The sequence below is a fragment of the Bradyrhizobium sp. 147 genome, assembly GCF_023073935.1.
Lineage (GTDB): Bacteria > Pseudomonadota > Alphaproteobacteria > Rhizobiales > Xanthobacteraceae > Bradyrhizobium.
Genome location: NZ_JADPKL010000089.1, coordinates 294,590 through 313,805, shown reverse-complemented (window position 1 = coordinate 313,805; position 19,216 = coordinate 294,590). Strand labels below are relative to the sequence as shown.

The window sequence follows — 19,216 nt, the reverse complement described above, 5'->3', positions numbered from 1 at the left end:
TTAGACCAGGCAGGGTCGAACTCAAGACCGGAAAACAACCCCGAGGCATGCAGCACAGGCTATTTCAGTACATGAAATATCGCTGTGCCATCGGCAGCACCTCGGCGGGGGCGCAGGTGAGCAGCTCGCCGTCGGCGCGGACCTCATAGGTCTCCGGATCGACTTCGATCTTGGGCGTGGCGTCGTTGTGGACCATGCTCTTCTTCGAGATCTTGCCGCGGGTGTTCTGGACCGCATAGAGCTTCTTGTCGATGCCGAGTTTTCGCGCAAGACCTCCGGTGACGGCGGCCTTCGAGGTAAAGACAACGGAGGACGCCGTGCGCGCCTTCCCGAAGGCACCGAACATCGGTTGGTAGTGCACCGGTTGCGGCGTCGGGATCGAGGCGTTGGGATCGCCCATGGGCGCTGCGACGATGCTGCCGCCCTTGACGATGCAGTCCGGCTTGACGCCGAAGAAGGCCGGCGACCACAGCACGAGATCGGCGAGCTTGCCCTTCTCGACCGAGCCGATCAGTTTCGACACGCCGTGCGCGATTGCGGGATTGATCGTGTATTTGGCGATGTAGCGCTTGACGCGGAAATTGTCGTTGTCCTTGCCCTTGTCCTGCGGCAGCGATCCGCGCTGCTTCTTCATCTTGTCGGCGGTCTGCCAGGTCCGGATGATGACCTCGCCGAGACGGCCCATCGCCTGGGAGTCCGAGGACATCATCGAGAGCGCGCCGAGATCATGCAGGATGTCCTCGGCGGCGATGGTCTCCTTGCGGATGCGGCTCTCGGCGAAAGCCAGATCTTCCGCGATCGAGGGGTCGAGGTGGTGGCACACCATCAGCATATCGAGATGCTCGTCGATGGTGTTGCGCGTGAAGGGCCGCGTCGGATTGGTCGAGGACGGCAGCACATTCTTCAGGCTCGCGACCTTGATGATGTCAGGAGCGTGACCGCCGCCGGCGCCCTCGGTGTGGAAGGCGTGAATGGTGCGGCCCTTGAACGCCTTGATCGTATCCTCGACGAAACCGGATTCGTTGAGCGTGTCGGTGTGGATCATGACCTGGATGTCGTGATCGTCGGCGACCGACAGGCAGTTGTCGATCGCTGCTGGCGTCGTGCCCCAATCCTCGTGCAGCTTCAGCGCACAGGCGCCGGCTCTGATCATCTCGACCAGCGCGGCGGGCCGCGAGGCGTTCCCTTTGCCGGAAATGCCGAGATTAACCGGAAAGGCGTCGAACGACTGGATCATCCGGGCGATATGCCAGGGCCCCGGCGTGCAGGTCGTGGCGAAGGTGCCGTGCGACGGGCCGGTGCCGCCGCCCAGCATCGAGGTGACGCCGCTCATCAGCGCGTGCTCGATCTGTTGCGGGCAGATGAAATGGATGTGGCTGTCGAAACCGCCGGCCGTGAGAATCTTGCCTTCGCCCGCGATCGCATCGGTGCCAGGACCGATGATGATGGTCACGCCCGGCTGGATGTCTGGGTTGCCGGCCTTGCCGATCGCGGAAATCATGCCATCCTTGATGGCGACGTCGGCTTTCACGATGCCCCAATGATCGACGATCAGCGCATTGGTGATGACCGTGTCGGCGGCGCCCTGCTTGTTGGTGACCTGCGACTGGCCCATGCCGTCGCGGATCACCTTTCCGCCGCCGAACTTCACCTCTTCGCCATAGGTTGTGAAATCCTTCTCGACTTCGATGATGAGGTCGGTATCAGCTAGACGCACCTTGTCGCCGGTGGTCGGGCCGAACATGTCGGAATAGACGGAACGCTTTATTTTGACGGACATCACAAGCCCCGTATGCGTTTGAATAACTGGTCGGTCACAGCACGGCCCTCGCTGCTTTCACGGCATCGTCGAACTTCTCGTCGAGCCACGCGTTGCCGCCGCGGCAGCCCGCAACGATTTGCGTGGCCCACTCAACGTAATCGACGAGTTCGTCGCGCTCCTCGGCACTCAAATCGGTTTGAATGCGCGCCCCTGTATTGCTGATCTTGTCGGCAATCTTGATCAGCTTCGCGCCGACGGATTTTTTTGGCGCGTCCATCACCTGCCGACGCCGTCGCTCGGCTTTCGGCAGACTCCTGTCGTCGGTGCATTCCGCGACGAGGGCGGCGACACGCTCGGAGAATCTCTGCGCGAGCTCCTCGCGCGTGGTGTCGGTGTCCTCGATGGAATCATGCAACCATCCGGCCGCCACCAGCTCGGCATCGGCTCCATCGGTCGCGGTCGCAAGCAGGTTCGCGACCTCGGCAAGATGATTGATATAGGGCTCGTTGCCGCGCCCCTTGCGCGCCATGCCGTTGTGGCGGCGCGCGGCGAATTCGGCAGCTTCGGAGACGAGGCGGATAGCAGGCAGCATGGCAGATCCCTCCACTTTGGCCTCAACCGTGCCGCATCGCGCTCGTTCCTCCTGATGTCACAGCTTCCCCATCACCTCGCCACGAAAACCGTAGATCGTCTTCTTGCCGGCCATGGCGACGAGCTGGACATCGCGGGTCTGGCCCGGCTCGAACCGGACGGCGGTGCCGGCGGCGATGTCGAGGCGCATGCCGCGGGCGCGTCTGCGGTCGAAATTCAACGCCGGGTTGGTCTCGAAAAAATGGTAGTGCGAGCCGACCTGGATCGGACGGTCGCCGGTGTTGGCGACTGTCAGCGTCACGGTCTTGCGGCCAGCATTGAGCTCGATTTCGCCGTCCTGGATGAAGAGTTCGCCGGGGATCATGCTCTGCTCCTACCTGATCGGCTCGTGGACGGTGACGAGCTTGGTGCCGTCCGGAAAGGTCGCTTCGACCTGGATGTCGTGGATCATCTCCGGAATTCCGGGCATCACCTGATCGCGGGTCAACACCTGCGCGCCAGATTGCATCAGTTCGGCGACGGTGCGGCCGTCACGGGCGCCTTCGAGGATAAAATCGGAGATGATCGCGACCGCCTCGGGATGGTTGAGCTTGACGCCACGCTCCAGCCGGCGGCGCGCCACGATGGCGGCCATCGAGATCAGAAGCTTGTCCTTTTCGCGGGGAGACAGGTTCATGCGAAATCTCTTCCGTTCAACACGTCAATTCAACCACAGCCGCGGCAGCACGGCGCCGGTGCGCGCCAGCACCGCCATCATGTCAGTGCGCAAACGCGCCGCATCTTGGGCACAGAACCGCGCCATTGCAAAGCCATTCCAGGCGGATATCCCGACCTCGCCGGCGAACGAGTCCGATGCTTCGCGCAGGCGCTCAACCAGGGCCTCGTCTCCAGGCAGGATCAGGGCCGTGCCGATCGCGGCGCCATCTTTGGCAACGGCAGATCGGCCGAGTTTTGCGCCGATATTGCCGTCGAGCCTGATAGTTTCGGCGAACACCAGCTTGCCGCCGCGAGAGAGCCGCCAGCGATCGACAAACTCGCCCTGCTCCATCCGCTCGCCCATGGCGGTGCGACCGAACACCACGATCTCGCAGAGCAGAAGCGAAGCCTTCTCATCGAGCGCGATGTCGAAGCGGCGATAGATACGGGCGCGATCGAACAGGATCATCTCCTGAGGCAGCCAGGACAGATGCGCGCCTGCGCCGACCTTCAGCGCGATATTGAGCTCGGCCGCCTGTCCCGGCGCACGATAGACCTTTTCTGCGGCCGCCGTAGTCAGCGTCAGCCGCGCAGCATCAGCGGCCGTGATCTCAATGTCGAAGCGATCGCCGCCAGCGACCCCGCCGGCCGTGTTGACGAACACGCCAGACAGCCCCTCGCCTTCCGGCGATGGAAAGCGCACGCGCAGCGAGCCGCTTTCATGCAACGTGCCACGCCGCGTCACGCCGTCGCGCGCCTGAACATCGAAGCGCACCTCGCCGCGGGCACGGTTCGCCTCGAAAACGGTTGATGTGACTGAAACGTCGCTGCGCATCCGCCTCCCCACCCGGTCGCGGCAGAATGGCCTAGAGCGCCATCTGGCGGCTGATTTCGCTCGCGTCGAGATTGGAGCGGTCGCAGGTGAACTTCACCGCGCCGCGATCCATCACCGCGAAACTGTCGCCGAGTTCGCAAGCAAAGTCGAGATATTGCTCGACCAGCACGATCGCAATGTTGCCGAGGTTGCGCAGGTAGGAGATGGCGCGGCCTATGTCCTTGATGATCGATGGCTGGATGCCCTCGGTCGGCTCGTCGAGCAGCAGCAGCTTTGGCCGCATCACCAGCGCGCGCCCGATCGCGAGCTGCTGCTGCTGACCGCCGGAGAGGTCGCCACCGCGCCGGCCGAGCATGGATTGCAGCACCGGAAATAGCGAGAACACGTCGTCCGGAATGTGCTTGTCCTCGCGCTTGAGCGGGCCGAAGCCGGTCTTGAGGTTCTCCTCGACCGTGAGCAACGGAAAGATCTCGCGGCCCTGTGGCACGAAGCCGATGCCCCTGCGCGCGCGCTCGTAGGGCTTCAGGCCCGTGATGTCTGTGCCGTCGAGCACGATCGCGCCCGAGGAGATCGGATATTGCCCGACCATGGCGCGCAAGAGCGAGGTCTTGCCGACGCCGTTGCGGCCGAGCACGCAAGTCACCTTGCCCGGCTCCGCCGAGATCGAGACGCCGCGCAGCGCCTGCGCCGCGCCGTAGAACAGGTTGATGTCTTTAACTTCAAGCATCGGAAACACCTTTATGGGCGAATAGCGAATGGCGAGTAGCTAGTAAGAGAAGCGGCCAATCCATTCGCCATTCCCTATTCGCCATTCGCTACCTGCCCAGATAGACTTCGATGACCCGCTCGTTGGACGAGACCTGGTCGATGGTGCCTTCCGCCAGCACGGTGCCTTCATGCAGGCAGGTCACCTTGACTCCGAGCTCGCGCACGAAGGTCATGTCGTGCTCGACCACCATCACGGTGTGGGTCTTGTTGATCTCTTTCAGCAGCTCGGCGGTGAGATACGTCTCGACGTCGGTCATCCCGGCGACCGGTTCGTCGACGAGGAGCAGCTTTGGGTCCTGCGCGAGCAGCATGCCGATCTCGAGCCACTGCTTCTGGCCATGGCTGAGGCTGCCGGCGAGACGGTTGCGGGCGTCGGTGAGCCGGATCGTCTCCAGCACCTTGTCGATGCGCTCGGACTCCGCTTTGCTGCCGCGCCAGAACAGCGTGCCGCGGACCGAGTGATCGACATTGAGCGCGAGCAGGAGATTGTCCTGCACGCTCTGACTCTCGAACACGGTCGGCTTCTGGAATTTGCGGCCGATGCCGAGCTCGGCGATGCGGGTCTCATCGAGCCGCGTCAGATCGGTGACCCCGTCGAACAGCACAGTGCCCTCGTCCGGCTTGGTCTTGCCCGTGATGATGTCCATCATCGTGGTCTTGCCGGCGCCGTTCGGACCGATGATGGCGCGCATCTCGCCGGGCTCGAGCGTCAGCGACAGGTTGTTGATGGCGTGGAAGCCGTCGAACGAGACGTGCACGCCGTCGAGATAGAGCATCGCGGAGGTCGCGCGGGTATCCATGACGTTCATCGCGCTACTCCGCCATCTTGGGTTCGGTGACGCCGTCTTCGGCCGCAGCGCTCGCAATGGCCGCGGCGGTGCGCTTCTCCTTCGATGAGTCCCACCAGGCGTTGAAGGTGCCGACGATGCCCTTCGGCAGCAGCAGCGTCACCAGGATGAACAACGCACCCAGCATGAACAGCCAGTACGGCGCGAGCACGCCGGAGGTGAAGAAGGTCTTGGCGTAATTGACGACGACGGCGCCGAGCGCCGCGCCGACCAGCGTGCCGCGGCCGCCGACCGCAACCCAGATCACCGCCTCGATCGAATTGCCCGGCGCAAATTCGGATGGATTGATGATGCCGACCTGCGGCACGTAGAGCGCGCCGGCGACGCCGGCCATGCATGCCGACACCGTGAACACGAACAGTTTGTAGGATTCGACGCGGTAGCCAAGAAAGCGCGTCCGCGATTCCGCGTCACGCACCGCAATCAGCACCTTGCCGAGCTTGGAGGAGACGATGGCGCGGCAGATCAGGAAGCCCAGAATCAGCGCCAGGCAGCTCAGCGCGAACAATGCGGCGCGCGTGCCCTCCGCCTGCACGTTGAAGCCGAGGATGTCCTTGAAATCGGTCAGGCCGTTGTTGCCGCCGAAGCCAAAATCATTGCGGAAGAAGGCGAGCAGCAGCGCATAGGTCATCGCCTGCGTGATGATCGACAGATATACGCCTGTGACGCGGGAGCGGAAAGCAAGCCAGCCGAAGCAAAAGGCGAGAAGGCCCGGCACGACCAGCACCATCAGCGCTGCAAACCAGAACATGTCGAAGCCGTACCAGTACCAGGGCAGCTTCTGCCAGTTCAGGAACACCATGAAGTCGGGCAGGATCGGATTGCCGTAGACGCCGCGGGTGCCGATCTGTCGCATCAGATACATGCCCATGGCGTAGCCGCCGAGTGCGAAGAAGGCGCCGTGGCCGAGCGAGAGGATGCCGCAATAGCCCCAGATCAAGTCGATCGCGAGCGCGAGGATGGCGTAGCAGACGTATTTGCCCCAGAGCGCGACGAGATAGGTCGGCACCTGAAGGAACGAGCTCGCAGGCAGCAGCAGGTTGGAGAGCGGGATGAGGATGCCGCAGGCCGCGACGACGGCAAGGAAAATCGTCGCGCTTCGGTCCAGCGATCGCGTCAGCATGTGAGGGGTCATGCTTCCACCGCACGGCCCTTGAGCGCGAACAAGCCGCGCGGCCGTTTTTGGATGAACAGGATGATCAGAACCAGGATGGCGATTTTGCCGAGCACGGCGCCTGCGACCGGCTCCAGGAATTTGTTGGCGATGCCGAGCGTGAAGGCGCCGACCAGGGTGCCCCAGAGATTGCCGACGCCGCCGAACACCACGACCATGAAACTATCGATGATGTAGCTCTGGCCGAGATTGGGGCTGACATTGTCGATCTGCGACAACGCCACGCCTGCAATGCCGGCAATGCCGGAGCCGAGCCCGAAGGTGAGCGCATCGACGCGCGAAGTGGCGATGCCCATCGAGGCCGCCATGCGGCGGTTCTGCGTCACCGCGCGCATCTCGAGGCCGAGCGCGGTGTAGCGCAGCATCGCGAGCAGGATCGCGAACACGGCCAGCGTGAAGCAGAGGATCCAGAGCCGGTTATACGTGATAGTGATCTGGCCGAGTTCGAACGCGCCGCTCATCCAGGAGGGGTTGCCGACCTCGCGGTTGGTCGGGCCGAACATGGTGCGCACCGCCTGCTGCAACACCAGCGACAGGCCCCAGGTCGCCAGCAGCGTCTCCAGCGGACGGCCGTAGAGGAAGCGGATGATGCTGCGCTCGATCAGGACGCCGATGGCGCCGGCGACGAGAAAGGCGAGCGGCACGGCAATCAGCAGCGAATAGTCGAACAGGGCGGGAGAGCGGGTACGGATCACCTCCTGCACCACGAAGGTGGTGTAGGCCCCGATCATCACCATCTCGCCATGCGCCATGTTGATGACGCCCATCACGCCAAAGGTGATGGCGAGCCCGATCGCAGCGAGCAGCAGCACCGAGCCGAGCGAGAGGCCGTACCAGGCGTTCTGCACCATTGACCAGACCGCAAGCGAGCTTTGGATCGAGCCGATCGCGCTCGCGGCAGCCTTGCTCACCGAGGCCGGCTGGTCGCCCATGCCGGTGAGCAGCGCCAGCGCCTCCTGGTCGCCGCGCGCCTTGAGCGTGGCGACGGCCTCCAGCTTCTCGACCTCGGTGGCGTCCGACTTGAACAGCAGGATGGCCGCACGGGCTTCGCCGAGCACCGTCTTCACGGCTCTGTTGGTTTCCTTGGCGAGCGCACCGTCGACTGCCTCTAGCGCCGATTCCTCATGCGACTTGAAGACGGATTGCGCGGCCTGAAGGCGCGTCGACAGATCTGGCGACTGAAGCGTCAGGCTGCCGACCGCGGCATCGACGCTGCGGCGCAGACGGTTGTTGAGCCGAACCGCGCTCGCGCTGTCGGGAATGCTGGTCACCGCCTGGCCGGACGCGGCGTCGATCGACTTGCCGTCGGCGCCGGTGACGTAGACCTTCTTGCTGTCTGGATCGGCCATGAGGCGGCCGTCTTGCAGCGCGCTGATGATCGGCAATGCCAGCGGGTTGCCGCTGCTTGCGACCGCGCCGATCGCCTCTTCCGTGTCGGAAAAATCGTCGTTGGCGAATTTTGCGACCGCATCCTCGAACGGACCGGCGAAGGCCGGCAGCGCGAACGCGATCAGGAACAACGAGAGCAGGAGCGAACGGAGACGGGCGGACAAATGGGCTAGCACTGTGAATGACCCCGGCGGAAATGGATGGAGAAGGCGGCGGGATCGCCGCCCTCTCCAATCTTGGAGCGTCAGATCGGGATCAGGAGCCCGAACCGAGGCACTTGTTGGTCTTGGTGTTGAAATTGCCGCACTTCTTGCCGACCCAGTCGCCGATCAGGTCCTTGGAGCCCTCGAGCTCCTTCGACCAGGCATCGCCAGCAACGAGACCCGGGGTCTTCCAGACCACGTCGAACTGGCCGTTGCCCTTGATCTCGCCAATGAACACCGGCTTGGTGATGTGGTGGTTCGGCAGCATCTTCGACACGCCGCCGGTCAAGTTCGGCGCCTCGATGCCGGGAAGCGCATCGATCACCTTGTCCGGATCAGTCGACTTCACCTTCTCGACCGCCTTCACCCACATGTTGAAGCCGATCACGTGCGCTTCCATCGGGTCGTTGGTCACGCGCTTCGGGTTCTTGGTGTAGGCCTGCCAATCCTTAATGAACTTCTCGTTCGACCCGTCCTTGGTCTTGATCGACTGGAAGTAGTTCCAGGCGGCGAGATGGCCGACCAGCGGCTTGGTGTCGATGCCGGCAAGCTCTTCCTCACCCACCGAGAACGCGACCACGGGGATGTCCTTGGCCTTGATACCCTGGTTGCCGAGTTCCTTGTAGAAGGGAACGTTGGCGTCGCCGTTGATGGTCGAGACCACCGCGGTCTTCTTGCCAGCCGAGCCGAACTTCTTGATGTCGGCAACGATCGTCTGCCAGTCGGAGTGGCCGAACGGCGTGTAGTTGATCATGATGTCTTCCTGAGCCACACCCTTCGACTTCAGATAGGCTTCCAGGATCTTGTTGGTGGTGCGCGGATAGACGTAGTCGGTGCCCGCGAGCACCCAGCGCTTCACCTTCTCTTCCTTCATCAGATAGTCGACGGCGGGAATCGCCTGCTGGTTCGGCGCAGCGCCGGTGTAGAATACGTTGCGCTCGCTCTCCTCGCCCTCGTACTGCACGGGGTAGAACAGGATGTTGTTCAGCTCCTTGAAGACCGGCAGCACGGACTTGCGCGACACCGAGGTCCAGCAGCCGAACACGACCGCGACCTTGTCCTTCGTGATCAGCTCGCGCGCCTTCTCGGCGAACAGCGGCCAATTGGAAGCGGGGTCGACGACGACGGCCTCGAGCTTCTTGCCGAGCACGCCGCCCTTCTTGTTCTGCTCGTCGATCAGGAAGAGGATGGTGTCCTTCAGCGTGGTCTCGCTGATGGCCATGGTGCCGGAAAGGGAGTGAAGCACGCCGACCTTGATCGTGTCGTCCGCGGCCTTGGCGCCGGTCAATGAAGCCAGACCGAGCATCAGCCCGGCCGTCGCGGCGAGGACGCCGCGGCGGCTAAATGACGCCGCTATATCGTGAGTGGATTTGCTAAGCATGAGTGTATCATCTCCCTGACGCAGACGTGAAAAACGCTGCGAAACGGCCCCACGGCCGCCTGCGATTAACGGATTCGCAAGAACCATGCCATGGACTGAGCACCCCTCAAGCCATTGTTCTTGCTAGCAAAACAGACAGAATTCCAAGTCTCGAGGCGATCTGTTCGCCCAAACCCTAGGCAGTGGGGATGTATGCGAAAGCGGCAGACGGCCTATTTTATATGCAAATCGTCCGCTCTGGCTAAATTTCCGGCACAACTATTTCTGCGCCGCAACCGTCGTTTGGGGCGAACCTGCCTTGAAAGCGCCCCCACGATGTTCCATATGAACGGTCGAGACTGCTTGCGAATCAAGCCGTCGTTGCGAGCTGCGTGTTCTTAAGCCCCTACGGGCCTCTGGCTTGCCCCATATCTCCCAAGCCCATCCGACACCCCAAACACGCAGGTGTCTTCTCGACACCCTATGCGCGCGCCGCGCCGAATGCGCCGGGCGCCCGCCTTTGACATGGAAAGAACCCCTCTTTTGACTTCGTTTCAGGATTTCGGCCTCGCCGAACCCATCGCACGCGCTCTTCGTGAAGAGAACTACGTCACCCCCACCCCGATCCAGGCTCAGACCGTCCCGCTGGCGCTGACCGGCCGCGACGTCGTCGGCATTGCCCAGACCGGCACCGGCAAGACCGCGTCTTTCGCGCTGCCGATCCTGCATCGCCTGCTCGAGAACCGCATCAAGCCGCAGCCCAAGACCGCCCGCGTCCTGGTGCTGTCGCCCACCCGCGAGCTGTCCGGCCAGATCCTCGACAGCTTCAATGCCTATGGCCGCCACATCCGCCTGTCCTCAACACTCGCCATCGGCGGCGTGCCGATGGGCCGCCAGGTCCGCTCGCTGATGCAGGGCGTCGAGGTTCTGGTCGCCACTCCCGGCCGTCTGCTCGATCTTGTCCAGAGCAACGGGCTGAAGCTTTCAAGCGTCGAATTCCTCGTGCTTGACGAGGCCGACCGCATGCTCGACATGGGCTTCATCAACGACATCCGCAAAATCGTTGCCAAGCTGCCGATCAAGCGGCAGACGCTGTTCTTCTCGGCCACCATGCCGAAGGACATCGCCGAGCTCGCCGACGCCATGCTGCGTGATCCCGCCCGCGTCGCGGTGACCCCGGTCTCCTCGACCGCCGAACGGATCAACCAGCGCATCCTCCAGGTCGACTTCTCGGCCAAGCCGGCCTTCCTCGCCAAGCTGCTGAAGGAAGAACCGGTCAACCGGGCGCTGGTCTTCACCCGCACCAAGCACGGCGCCGACAAGGTCGTAAAGACACTGGAGAAGGCGGGCATCCCCGCCAGCGCCATTCATGGGAACAAGTCACAGAACCATCGCGAACGAACGCTGGGCCAGTTCCGGTCGGGCGAGATCCGTACCCTGGTCGCCACCGACATCGCTGCCCGCGGCATCGACGTCGACGGCATCACCCACGTCATCAATTTCGATCTGCCCAACGTGCCTGAGACTTACGTCCACCGCATCGGCCGCACCGCGCGCGCCGGCGCCGACGGCACCGCGATCTCGCTGGTTGCCGGCGGTGACGAGCTCGGCTATCTCCGCGACATCGAGCGCCTGATCCGCGTGGCGTTGCCGCGCGAGGACCACCGCACCGACGCCGGTCGCCGGGATGCCGGTCCTCCCCCGCCGCAGCAACGACAAGGTCGGCCAGGCCGTCCGGGCCAGCGTCCGCAAGGCGCACGGCACGGGCAGGGTGACGGGCGGCGTTCCGACGAGAGGCATGCCGACGGGCGCCACCACAGCGCCGGCAAGCAGGGGGACGGACGCCCCGGCGAGGGACGGCATATTGACGGGCGGCCCGGCACTGGCCCGAAAGCTTCGAAGGCATCTCGTCGCCGCCGTTCCGGTGCTAAGATGCATTCGTCGCTAACCGACCGTCCGGAACAGCGTTCCGCGCATAGCGCCGGGACGCCTGATGGGATACAAGGCGTTGCCTTTTTGCGCCGCGAGAGTCGGCCGAACGGTCAACCGAATCGCAAACCCTTTTCGCACTAGCCGTCCACGACCTGGAGAAATTCATGGCTAAGGAAGAGCTGATCCAGTTCGAAGGACTGGTCACCGAAATCCTCCCCGACGCACGCTACCGCGTGCAGCTCGACGCCGGACACGAGATCGTTGCTTACACCGCCGGCAAGATGAAGAAGAACCGGATCAAGACGCTCGCGGGCGACCGCGTGACGGTGGAGATGTCACCGTATGACCTCGAGAAGGGCCGGCTGATTTTCCGCCACAAGGACGAACGTCCGAGCACGGGAGGCGGACCGCCTCGTCCCGGCCAGCGCGGCGGCCAGTTCCGCCGCCGTTAGTCCTTCGGGCGCGTCAGCGCGGAAGTAAAATTCTGGTCTGTATGCTGATCCGCCGCGCACCTCGCGGCGGATCAAAAAATCGTGCGCTCCGGATTGTTTTGAAGCCCTAATTCCGATAAACTGAATTAATCGATTTTCGGCCGGACGACATTAGCATCCACCGGTACAGCCGGTTCAGACACGCTGACGACCCTTCCAAAAATTCGATCTAACCTGCCTGCGCGAGCGGGCTCTTACATGGTGCTATCTAGAAGGGACTACCCCAGTGAGCATGGGAACCGTGAAGTGGTTTAACGCGACCAAGGGTTATGGCTTCATTCAGCCCGATGACGGTGGCAAGGACGTGTTCGTTCACATCAGCGCCGTCGAGCGCGCCGGCCTCGGCTCGCTGCACGAAGGCCAGAAGGTCTCCTACGAGATCGTGGCCGACCGCCGCTCCGGAAAGTCGGCAGCGGACAACCTCCGCGCCGCAGGCTGAGCCCGCCGGGCCCATAGTCCGGATATTGCCCCGGACCGGCTCAGGCGAGCCAAGGAATCGAAAAGGCCGTGCGCAACGCACGGCCTTATTCATGTCGGAAGGAGGCGCTGCGGTCAGTAGGCCGTGCAGGCCGTAGCCGGGCTGTAATAGACGCAGGTGGACTGGCGCGGGCGGGTATAGGCGACATCGCTCAGCGTGACCGCGTTCTTGAGCACGTAGCCGATCGTCGGCGTGTAGGTGTAGCTGACCTCACTGAAGATCAGGTAGGTGCCGCCGACCGCAAGCGTCGTGGGAATCGTGACCAGGGACTTCTCCGTGCGCGGCACGGATCCCTTGCTCCACTGCACATGCGCCTGCAGGGTCGATGGGTCGACATAGAGTTCGCTGATCGTCGCCGACACCGTCGTGGTGGGATACGGCGTCATGACGCCGGTCGAGGCCGCGAAGAAATTGGTCATGTCGGTATCGCCGACCGAAATCGATTGCGAGGTGAGGTCGGACAGCGTCCGCGCCATCAGCGTCACCTTGCGATCGATCGCCACCGCCGACGAGAACTCGACTGTGCCGAAGAACATCACCAGCATCAGCGGCACGATCACCGCGAATTCGGTCGCCGCGAGCGCCCTGCTGTCCGCGACGAACTCGCCCACGGCGCAATGGGCCACCCACCAGATTCTCGACATCGTCTGCATCGTTCCGTCCAGATCCATTGGTCCTAGTAAGGCTCGTTCTTGAACGCGGCCGTGGCAACCAGCAGCCGCTTGCTGCCGGCAAGATTGGAGGTGTTGTAGCCGAACCCGGTGACGAACAGCGGCCACTGATAGAACACCCGCACCACCACGATGTCGCCCGCACCGCCCGGGCTGTAGCTCGTGTTCGTGTCGAAATTTCCGCTGCCGTCGATATGGGTCGGCAGCGTCACCGCGGCGAAGGACGAGAAGCTGGTGACTTCGACATAGAGCTTGTTGCAATCGAACAGCGCCGGAATCTGGCTACAGACATAGGATTTGAACGTTGCTTGCGTGCAGGGCTTGCTCACGCCGGAGACGGCGCAGGCCGTCACTGAGCCGGATTGTGCCTGCCCGGTCAGAACCACGCGCGCGGAATTCTGGGTGATGGTCTCGAGCACCTGGCCCGCGAAGAACATCAGCGCCGTCTCGATAATGGCGAACAGCAACGCGAAGAACACCGGAGCGACCAGCGCAAACTCGACGACCGCGGAGCCGCGGCGGTTGCCGCGAAACCGGCGCAGCGCGGCGAGCGGCGTGAACCTCGTAGGCGCAGGCGATGGCATCGCGTCAAATTCCCCGGCAACGGCAATCATCTGCCCGCTTCAATAGCGAAAACTGATTGTTTAAGTGTTTCAGGCGATCCGCTCCGGTCAGACCGCCTCGTTAAGCATGCGTTAACCACGAACGCCCAAGCACAGGGGAGGCAGGAAGGCCACGCGGAAACAAGGCGCGCGGAGAGAAGAGCTCCTCGTGAGAGGCGCCAGCGCCCGGGCCGGTGAGGCGATCCTGCCCGAGCAACTTCGCCGGTTCTGCTAGTTGGTCTTGGCGCCGGCTCCGGCCGTGCCGCTGGCATTGCCGCTCAGTGTGCCCGCCTGGTTCATCGTGTTGTTGAAGTAGGCATCGCTGTCGCCGAGCGTGACGCGGCGCTGGCAAAGCGGCAGGCAGCTATAGGACTCGCGCTCGATCCCGCGATAGACGGTGACGAGCCGATCGCTCGGACCTTCGACCTGGATCTGGCGGTCGACCAGAATCTCGCCGCCCCGGTCGAGCGCGATAAAATTGGTGGCACCATAACCTTTCCCGGTCACGACGATCATGCCGCCAGGCTGGAGCGTGACGTCCGCGATCAGGGGATTGCCGACCACGATGGTCGCGACCTTGCCGGGGAGCCGTACCAGCTTGGCCTGGTCGACATTGACGGCGATGGTATCGGCGGTGGGCTCGGCAAGGCCGGCACCAGGCGACGCCAGCACCGCGGCCGCAACCAGAAGGCAGACGCGCGCCTGACGGCGCAGCAACTCTTTACGCATACTCTTACCCCCGGGACGTCACAAACCGGCAGAAACGATCAAACAGCGGAGCCGGTGCCCGACCCGGCTAACCTGCGCTTAATTCGTGAACGTTCCGCAAACTCGCCGACTATTGTTTGAAGGGAGCTTCCGAATCGTCGGCGCCGCGCTAACGGCGGAACGGATAGGCGAGTTGCCCGCCGATTTCCTTCGGCATGGTCGCTTCGTCCTTGCCATAATCCTGCGGCAGCCTGCCCTCCGGCATCCGGAAGGTGCCGAACAGCACGTCCCAGATCGGGAACGTCCCGGCAAAGTTGGTATCGCCGCCCTCTTCGAGCGAGGTGTGGTGCCAGCGGTGGAATACCGGCGTCGCCAGCACATATCTGAACGGTCCGAAGGTCCAGTTCAAATTGGCGTGCACGAAGGCCGAATGAAAGGTGGTGAACGGACCGACCCAGATCATGACGTTCGGGGAGATACCGGCCATCAGCAGCACGACGTCGACGCTGATCGTCCCGAGCATGAGGTTGACGGGATGGAAGCGCGCCGCGGAAATCCAGCCGATCTCCTCCGACGAATGATGAATCGCGTGGTACTTCCAGAAGCCACCGTCGTGGAAAAGCCGGTGCAGCCAGTACAGCATGAAATCGGACAGCACCAGGAACAGCACGGCCTGTAGCCACAGCGGCAGCTGTGACAGCGGGCCATGGCCGTTGTCGTAGAAAGCGATGAGGTCGTCGGCATCGTGGATGCTGAAGACCACGCCGGCGCCCACGATCAGCAGTCCGATCCGCATGGTGCGGGCGAACACCGGTACGAAGAACCAGTAGCAGATGTCGGTGAGGATCTCCCGCTTGCGCCACCACGGCGCGCCGGGATTGCAGGCCCAGAAATGCTCGAGCACGGTGAAGATTGCCGCGAGCACCAGGGTGACGGGGACCATCTTCTGGATCGTCTCGCCGAGCATCAGGGCGACTTGCATGGGCAGGCTCGACATCGTCGCCTCACTTCCGAATTGCTGGTCCCGCCTAGGCCTACTCCGCTAGATTTAAAGGAGGGTGAAGCCGGCGGTGCATGCGCTGCATTCGGAACAGACCGAATTCAACTGCCTTATTAAGACGAAATTCACTCTGGCCAAAAGCACCGCGCCACAAGCGGGTTTGCTCGAATGAATTAACGCTACCGAAAGAGCTCGACTCTCATGTTCGTCGCGTCAAAGACAGCGCCGAACGAGGCGATCCCATCCAGACGGAGTTTTGTTCATGAAGAACCTGATTGCGCGTTTCGCGAAGGACGAATCCGGTGCCACCGCCATCGAATATGGTCTGATCGCCGCCGGCATCGCGCTGGCCATCATCACCGTCGTCAACAATCTCGGCAGCACGTTGAACAGCAAGTTCGGCTCGATCAGCACGTCGCTGAAGTAAGCGGCTTGACGAGCGACCGCAAAAGCCCCGGACCTCCGGGGCCTTTGTTTTTCTGAAGACGGCGAGTTCCAGTGGCGTTGCGCGAGTACAGAACCGATGCCGCCGTCGCGGCGAACGAGGCGGTGTCGCAGACCAGCTCGCCGGCCTATTGGGTCTGCCTTGCGCTGCTGCTGGCGACGCTCGTCCTCGCCGTGCGCATCGCCAGCCTCTGGTGAGCACGCTTGCGGCGGTGCCACCCCCGCCGCCCGGCTGCCGTTGTCGGTTTGTTTAGCACTGCCGGCTAGCATCCGCGCCGCCAGCTTCGGCGACACAACCAGGCCTCAAGACGCAGCCCATGATCCTCGACCTTGCGCGCCTTCTGCTCTTCCCGGCCCTCATGGCGTTCGCCGCCGCGAGCGATCTCTTCACGATGACGATCTCGAACCGCGTCTCGCTGGCATTGGTCGCAGGCTTCTTCGCCCTCGCCCTCGCCGGTGGCATGGCGCCTTACGAGGTGCTGAGCCATCTCGGTGCCGGCGCACTTCTCCTGGTCGTGGCCTTCACCTGCTTTGCGATGGGCTGGGTCGGCGGCGGCGATGCCAAGGTCGCGGCCTCAGTCGCACTCTGGTTCGGCTTTGCACATCTGATCAACTTCCTACTCTACGCTTCGCTGTTCGGTGGCGCGCTGACGCTGCTCCTGCTCCAGTTCCGGCAATGGCCGCTGCCCTACGGACTGGCGGGCCAAGCCTGGCTCGCACGGCTGCACGCCAAGGAGAGCGGCATTCCCTACGGAATCGCGCTCGCACTGAGCGCGCTGATGGTCTACCCAGAGACCGAATGGGTGAAGGCGATCGACCTCGCTCACCTCGCACTGCGCTGAACGCACCGGGTAAACCGGGCGTTGAGGCGATTTAGATACGCCTCATTAACCATGCTTTGACGAATAGCTGGTCAACTGCCGATTACGGCGGCGGCAGCGTCGCGGCGTTTTTGTTGGAAAGTGAAGCGTATGAATAGGGCACGCATTGTCGTCCTGACGGTCGCTATCGGGGCCGGCGGCGTCGCCGCGTACCTGGCGAGCGGCACGGACAATTCTGCGCCGCCTCCGGCTCCGGTCGCGCAGCTTCCGACCGTCGACGTTCTGGTGGCCAAGAACGATATCGGTCTCGGCCAGACCGTGAAGCCGGACGACGTGCAATGGCAGACTTGGCCGGCCGCGACCGCCAGCGCCACCTTCATCCGCCGCAACGAGCGTCCCGAGGGCGCGACCCAGGTGACCGGCTCGATCGCGCGCGCTCCCTTCATCCAGGGTGAGCCGATCCGCGACCAGAAGCTGGTCAAGGCCGAGGGCTCCGGCTTCATGGCGGCAATCCTGCCTTCCGGCATGCGGGCGATCTCGACCGAGATCTCGCCGGAGACCGGCGCAGGCGGCTTCATCCTGCCCAACGACCGCGTCGATGTGATCCTCACGCGCCGCCTCAAGAACCCGGACCAGAGCAGCGGCGCCCCGGACATCGTCACCTCCGAAATCATCCTCGCCAACATCCGCGTCCTGGCCATCGACCAAGCGCCGAAGGAGAAGGACGGCCAGAACACGGTGGTCGGCAAAACCGTGACCTTGGAGCTCAATGCGGCGCAGACCCAGGCGCTTTCGTCGGCCCGCCAGGCCGGAACGCTGTCGCTGGCGTTGCGCAGCATAGCCGACGTCAAGCTCAGCGAGATCACGCTCGACGAATCCGCGCAGAAGCGCGACGGCGTTTCGATCATTCGCTACGGCATTCCAAGTCAGACGGCGAAAGCACGATGAAGACAGTCGATATGAAATGCAGGGCAAATCTGGCGACGATGCGAACCTCACTGGTTCGCGCCCTGTCGTTTTCGGCCGTCCTCGCGCTGACGCTGAACCCGGCCCTTAGCCCGGTGGTCGCCGCCGACTACCGCGCCGTGGTGCCGGTCGCGGCCGACGGCCAGATGAACGCGCGTTTCCTCTCGCTCGGCATCGGCAAATCTGTCGTGGTCGATCTGCCGCGGGACATCAAGGATGTGCTGGTCGCAGACCCCAAGATCGCCAATGCGGTGGTCCGCTCGGCGCAGCGGGCCTACATCATCGGCGCCTCGGTCGGCCAGACCAATATCGTGTTCTTTGATTCCGCCGGCCAGCAGATTGCGGCCTATGACATCGCGGTCAAGCGCGACCTCAACGGCGCGCGGGCCGCACTGAAACAGATCCTGCCCAACTCCGACATCCAGATCGACGGCCTCGGCGACGGCATCGTCCTGACCGGCACGGCTGCGAACCCGCTCGAAGCGCAGCAGGCCAATGATCTCGCCGCGCGCCTCGCCGGCGGCGCCGACAAGGTGGTGAACTCGATCGTGGTCCGCGGCCGCGATCAGGTCATGCTGAAGGTGACGGTGGCTGAAGTTCAGCGCAACATTGTTAAGCAGCTCGGCATCGACCTCTCCGCGAACCTGAACTACGGCACCTCCGTGGTGAGCTTCTCCAATTCCAACCCGTTCACGGCCCTTGGCCACAATCTCGTGGACGGTAACAACCTGACTACGAAATTCGGCGCGACGCCGTCCGTGCAGGCCACCCTGCGCGCGATGGAGACCGCGGGCGTGATCCGTACGCTGGCCGAGCCGAATCTGACCGCGATCTCCGGCGAGTCGGCGACCTTCATTGCCGGCGGTGAATTCCCCGTGCCGGCAGGCTATGCGTGCGATCCGACCACGCATGTCTGTACCACCCAGATCAGCTTCAAGAAGTTCGGCATCTCGCTCAACTTCACTCCGGTGGTCCTGAGCGAGGGCAAGATCAGCCTGCGCGTGATGACCGAAGTCTCGGAACTGTCGAACGAGAATGCGATCACGCTGTCCCAGGCGGTGACCTCGACGTCGGTGAACTCGCTGACGGTGCCCTCGATTAGGACCCGTCGCGCCGAGACTTCGCTGGAAATTCCCTCGGGCGGCGCGATGGCGATGGCCGGCCTGATCCAGCAGCAGACCAAGCAGGCGGTCAGCGGACTGCCGGGGCTGATGCAGCTCCCGATCCTCGGCACGCTGTTCCGCAGCCGCGACTTCGTCAACAACGCGACCGAACTGGTCGTGATCGTGACGCCTTATGTCGTTCGCGCGGTTGCGCAAAAGGATCTTTCGCGGCCGGATGACGGCTTTGCCGCGCCTTCCGATCCGCAGGCCGAGCTGATCGGCAACATCAACCGCATCTACGGCGTGCCCGGACGGACCGAACCGGCCAGAAATTACCGCGGCACCTACGGCTTCATCACCGACTGAGGCGGAAC

22 protein-coding genes are annotated in these 19,216 nt (G+C 63.3%); 8 read left to right on the top strand and 14 right to left on the bottom strand.

The features are described 5' to 3' along the window. Positions 1-64: 64 nt before the first annotated feature. The 10 genes from ureC to urtA form a co-directional block, all read right to left on the bottom strand. A complete protein-coding gene (gene ureC / locus IVA87_RS22640; RefSeq protein ID WP_247334997.1) occupies positions 65-1,780 on the bottom strand; it encodes an urease subunit alpha in 1,716 nt (571 codons plus the stop codon). Between the two features lie 34 nt (positions 1,781-1,814). Continuing rightward, entirely contained in the window at positions 1,815-2,354 is a 540-nt protein-coding gene (locus IVA87_RS22635; protein WP_247334996.1) for an HD domain-containing protein, read from the bottom strand. A 57-nt stretch (positions 2,355-2,411) separates the two neighbouring features. Continuing rightward, positions 2,412-2,717, bottom strand: a complete 306-nt coding sequence (locus IVA87_RS22630; protein WP_247304813.1) for an urease subunit beta — start codon at positions 2,715-2,717, stop codon at positions 2,412-2,414. Positions 2,718-2,726: 9 nt separating this feature from the next. Beyond that, positions 2,727-3,029, bottom strand: coding sequence for an urease subunit gamma (locus tag IVA87_RS22625; RefSeq protein WP_006612146.1), 303 nt, complete (start codon positions 3,027-3,029; stop codon positions 2,727-2,729). 24 nt (positions 3,030-3,053) lie between these two features. Then, positions 3,054-3,884, bottom strand: coding sequence for an urease accessory protein UreD (locus IVA87_RS22620; protein ID WP_247304816.1), 831 nt, complete (start codon positions 3,882-3,884; stop codon positions 3,054-3,056). Positions 3,885-3,915: 31 nt separating this feature from the next. After that, positions 3,916-4,611 carry an urea ABC transporter ATP-binding subunit UrtE gene (urtE, locus tag IVA87_RS22615; protein WP_247277824.1) on the bottom strand — a complete coding sequence of 232 codons (696 nt, stop codon included), beginning with the start codon at positions 4,609-4,611 and terminating at the stop codon, positions 3,916-3,918. A gap of 88 nt (positions 4,612-4,699) precedes the next feature. Next, positions 4,700-5,461, bottom strand: a complete 762-nt coding sequence (urtD, locus tag IVA87_RS22610; protein WP_247304818.1) for an urea ABC transporter ATP-binding protein UrtD — start codon at positions 5,459-5,461, stop codon at positions 4,700-4,702. 4 nt (positions 5,462-5,465) lie between these two features. Further along, positions 5,466-6,635, bottom strand: coding sequence for an urea ABC transporter permease subunit UrtC (gene urtC, locus IVA87_RS22605; RefSeq protein WP_247304820.1), 1,170 nt, complete (start codon positions 6,633-6,635; stop codon positions 5,466-5,468). Further along, positions 6,632-8,239 carry an urea ABC transporter permease subunit UrtB gene (gene urtB, locus IVA87_RS22600; protein WP_247304822.1) on the bottom strand — a complete coding sequence of 536 codons (1,608 nt, stop codon included), beginning with the start codon at positions 8,237-8,239 and terminating at the stop codon, positions 6,632-6,634. The genes urtC and urtB overlap by 4 nt, the downstream gene beginning before the upstream one ends. Before the next feature lie 79 nt (positions 8,240-8,318). Continuing rightward, complete coding sequence (gene urtA, locus IVA87_RS22595) at positions 8,319-9,647, bottom strand: urea ABC transporter substrate-binding protein (RefSeq protein ID WP_247304824.1); 1,329 nt, start codon at positions 9,645-9,647, stop codon at positions 8,319-8,321. A gap of 480 nt (positions 9,648-10,127) precedes the next feature. Here urtA and IVA87_RS22590 point away from each other — a divergent pair, with 480 nt between their 5' ends. From IVA87_RS22590 to IVA87_RS22580, 3 genes are all read left to right on the top strand, one after another. After that, complete coding sequence (locus tag IVA87_RS22590) at positions 10,128-11,699, top strand: DEAD/DEAH box helicase (protein ID WP_247304826.1); 1,572 nt, start codon at positions 10,128-10,130, stop codon at positions 11,697-11,699. Between the two features lie 23 nt (positions 11,700-11,722). Beyond that, positions 11,723-12,010, top strand: a complete 288-nt coding sequence (gene infA, locus IVA87_RS22585) for a translation initiation factor IF-1 (RefSeq protein WP_247304828.1) — start codon at positions 11,723-11,725, stop codon at positions 12,008-12,010. Positions 12,011-12,275: 265 nt separating this feature from the next. Beyond that, the gene (locus IVA87_RS22580; protein WP_247277830.1) at positions 12,276-12,488 is read left to right on the top strand and encodes a cold-shock protein; all 213 of its coding nucleotides are present in this window, start codon (positions 12,276-12,278) and stop codon (positions 12,486-12,488) included. 113 nt (positions 12,489-12,601) lie between these two features. On the opposite strand, the gene IVA87_RS22575 is transcribed toward IVA87_RS22580, so the two are convergent. From IVA87_RS22575 to IVA87_RS22560, 4 genes are all read right to left on the bottom strand, one after another. Continuing rightward, positions 12,602-13,171, bottom strand: coding sequence for a TadE/TadG family type IV pilus assembly protein (locus IVA87_RS22575; RefSeq protein WP_247304830.1), 570 nt, complete (start codon positions 13,169-13,171; stop codon positions 12,602-12,604). A 32-nt stretch (positions 13,172-13,203) separates the two neighbouring features. After that, entirely contained in the window at positions 13,204-13,782 is a 579-nt protein-coding gene (locus tag IVA87_RS22570; protein ID WP_247304833.1) for a TadE/TadG family type IV pilus assembly protein, read from the bottom strand. A 249-nt stretch (positions 13,783-14,031) separates the two neighbouring features. Beyond that, positions 14,032-14,529 (bottom strand): pilus assembly protein N-terminal domain-containing protein, encoded by a 498-nt coding sequence (locus IVA87_RS22565; protein WP_247304836.1) that lies wholly within the window; start codon positions 14,527-14,529, stop codon positions 14,032-14,034. A gap of 148 nt (positions 14,530-14,677) precedes the next feature. Beyond that, entirely contained in the window at positions 14,678-15,505 is an 828-nt protein-coding gene (locus IVA87_RS22560; RefSeq protein ID WP_247304839.1) for a sterol desaturase family protein, read from the bottom strand. 265 nt (positions 15,506-15,770) lie between these two features. Between IVA87_RS22560 and IVA87_RS22555 the strand changes: the two genes are divergently transcribed. The 5 genes from IVA87_RS22555 (at position 15,771) to IVA87_RS22535 (ending at position 19,208) form a co-directional block, all read left to right on the top strand. Further along, positions 15,771-15,935, top strand: a complete 165-nt coding sequence (locus IVA87_RS22555) for a Flp family type IVb pilin (protein WP_247304840.1) — start codon at positions 15,771-15,773, stop codon at positions 15,933-15,935. 77 nt (positions 15,936-16,012) lie between these two features. Then, positions 16,013-16,150, top strand: a complete 138-nt coding sequence (locus IVA87_RS22550) for a hypothetical protein (RefSeq protein WP_247277941.1) — start codon at positions 16,013-16,015, stop codon at positions 16,148-16,150. Between the two features lie 119 nt (positions 16,151-16,269). Beyond that, positions 16,270-16,794 carry a prepilin peptidase gene (locus IVA87_RS22545; protein WP_247304842.1) on the top strand — a complete coding sequence of 175 codons (525 nt, stop codon included), beginning with the start codon at positions 16,270-16,272 and terminating at the stop codon, positions 16,792-16,794. A gap of 129 nt (positions 16,795-16,923) precedes the next feature. Next, on the top strand, positions 16,924-17,721 hold the full coding sequence (cpaB, locus tag IVA87_RS22540) for a Flp pilus assembly protein CpaB (RefSeq protein ID WP_247304844.1): 798 nt from the start codon (positions 16,924-16,926) through the stop codon (positions 17,719-17,721). 11 nt (positions 17,722-17,732) lie between these two features. Further along, positions 17,733-19,208, top strand: coding sequence for a type II and III secretion system protein family protein (locus IVA87_RS22535; RefSeq protein ID WP_247304923.1), 1,476 nt, complete (start codon positions 17,733-17,735; stop codon positions 19,206-19,208). Positions 19,209-19,216: the final 8 nt, after the last annotated feature.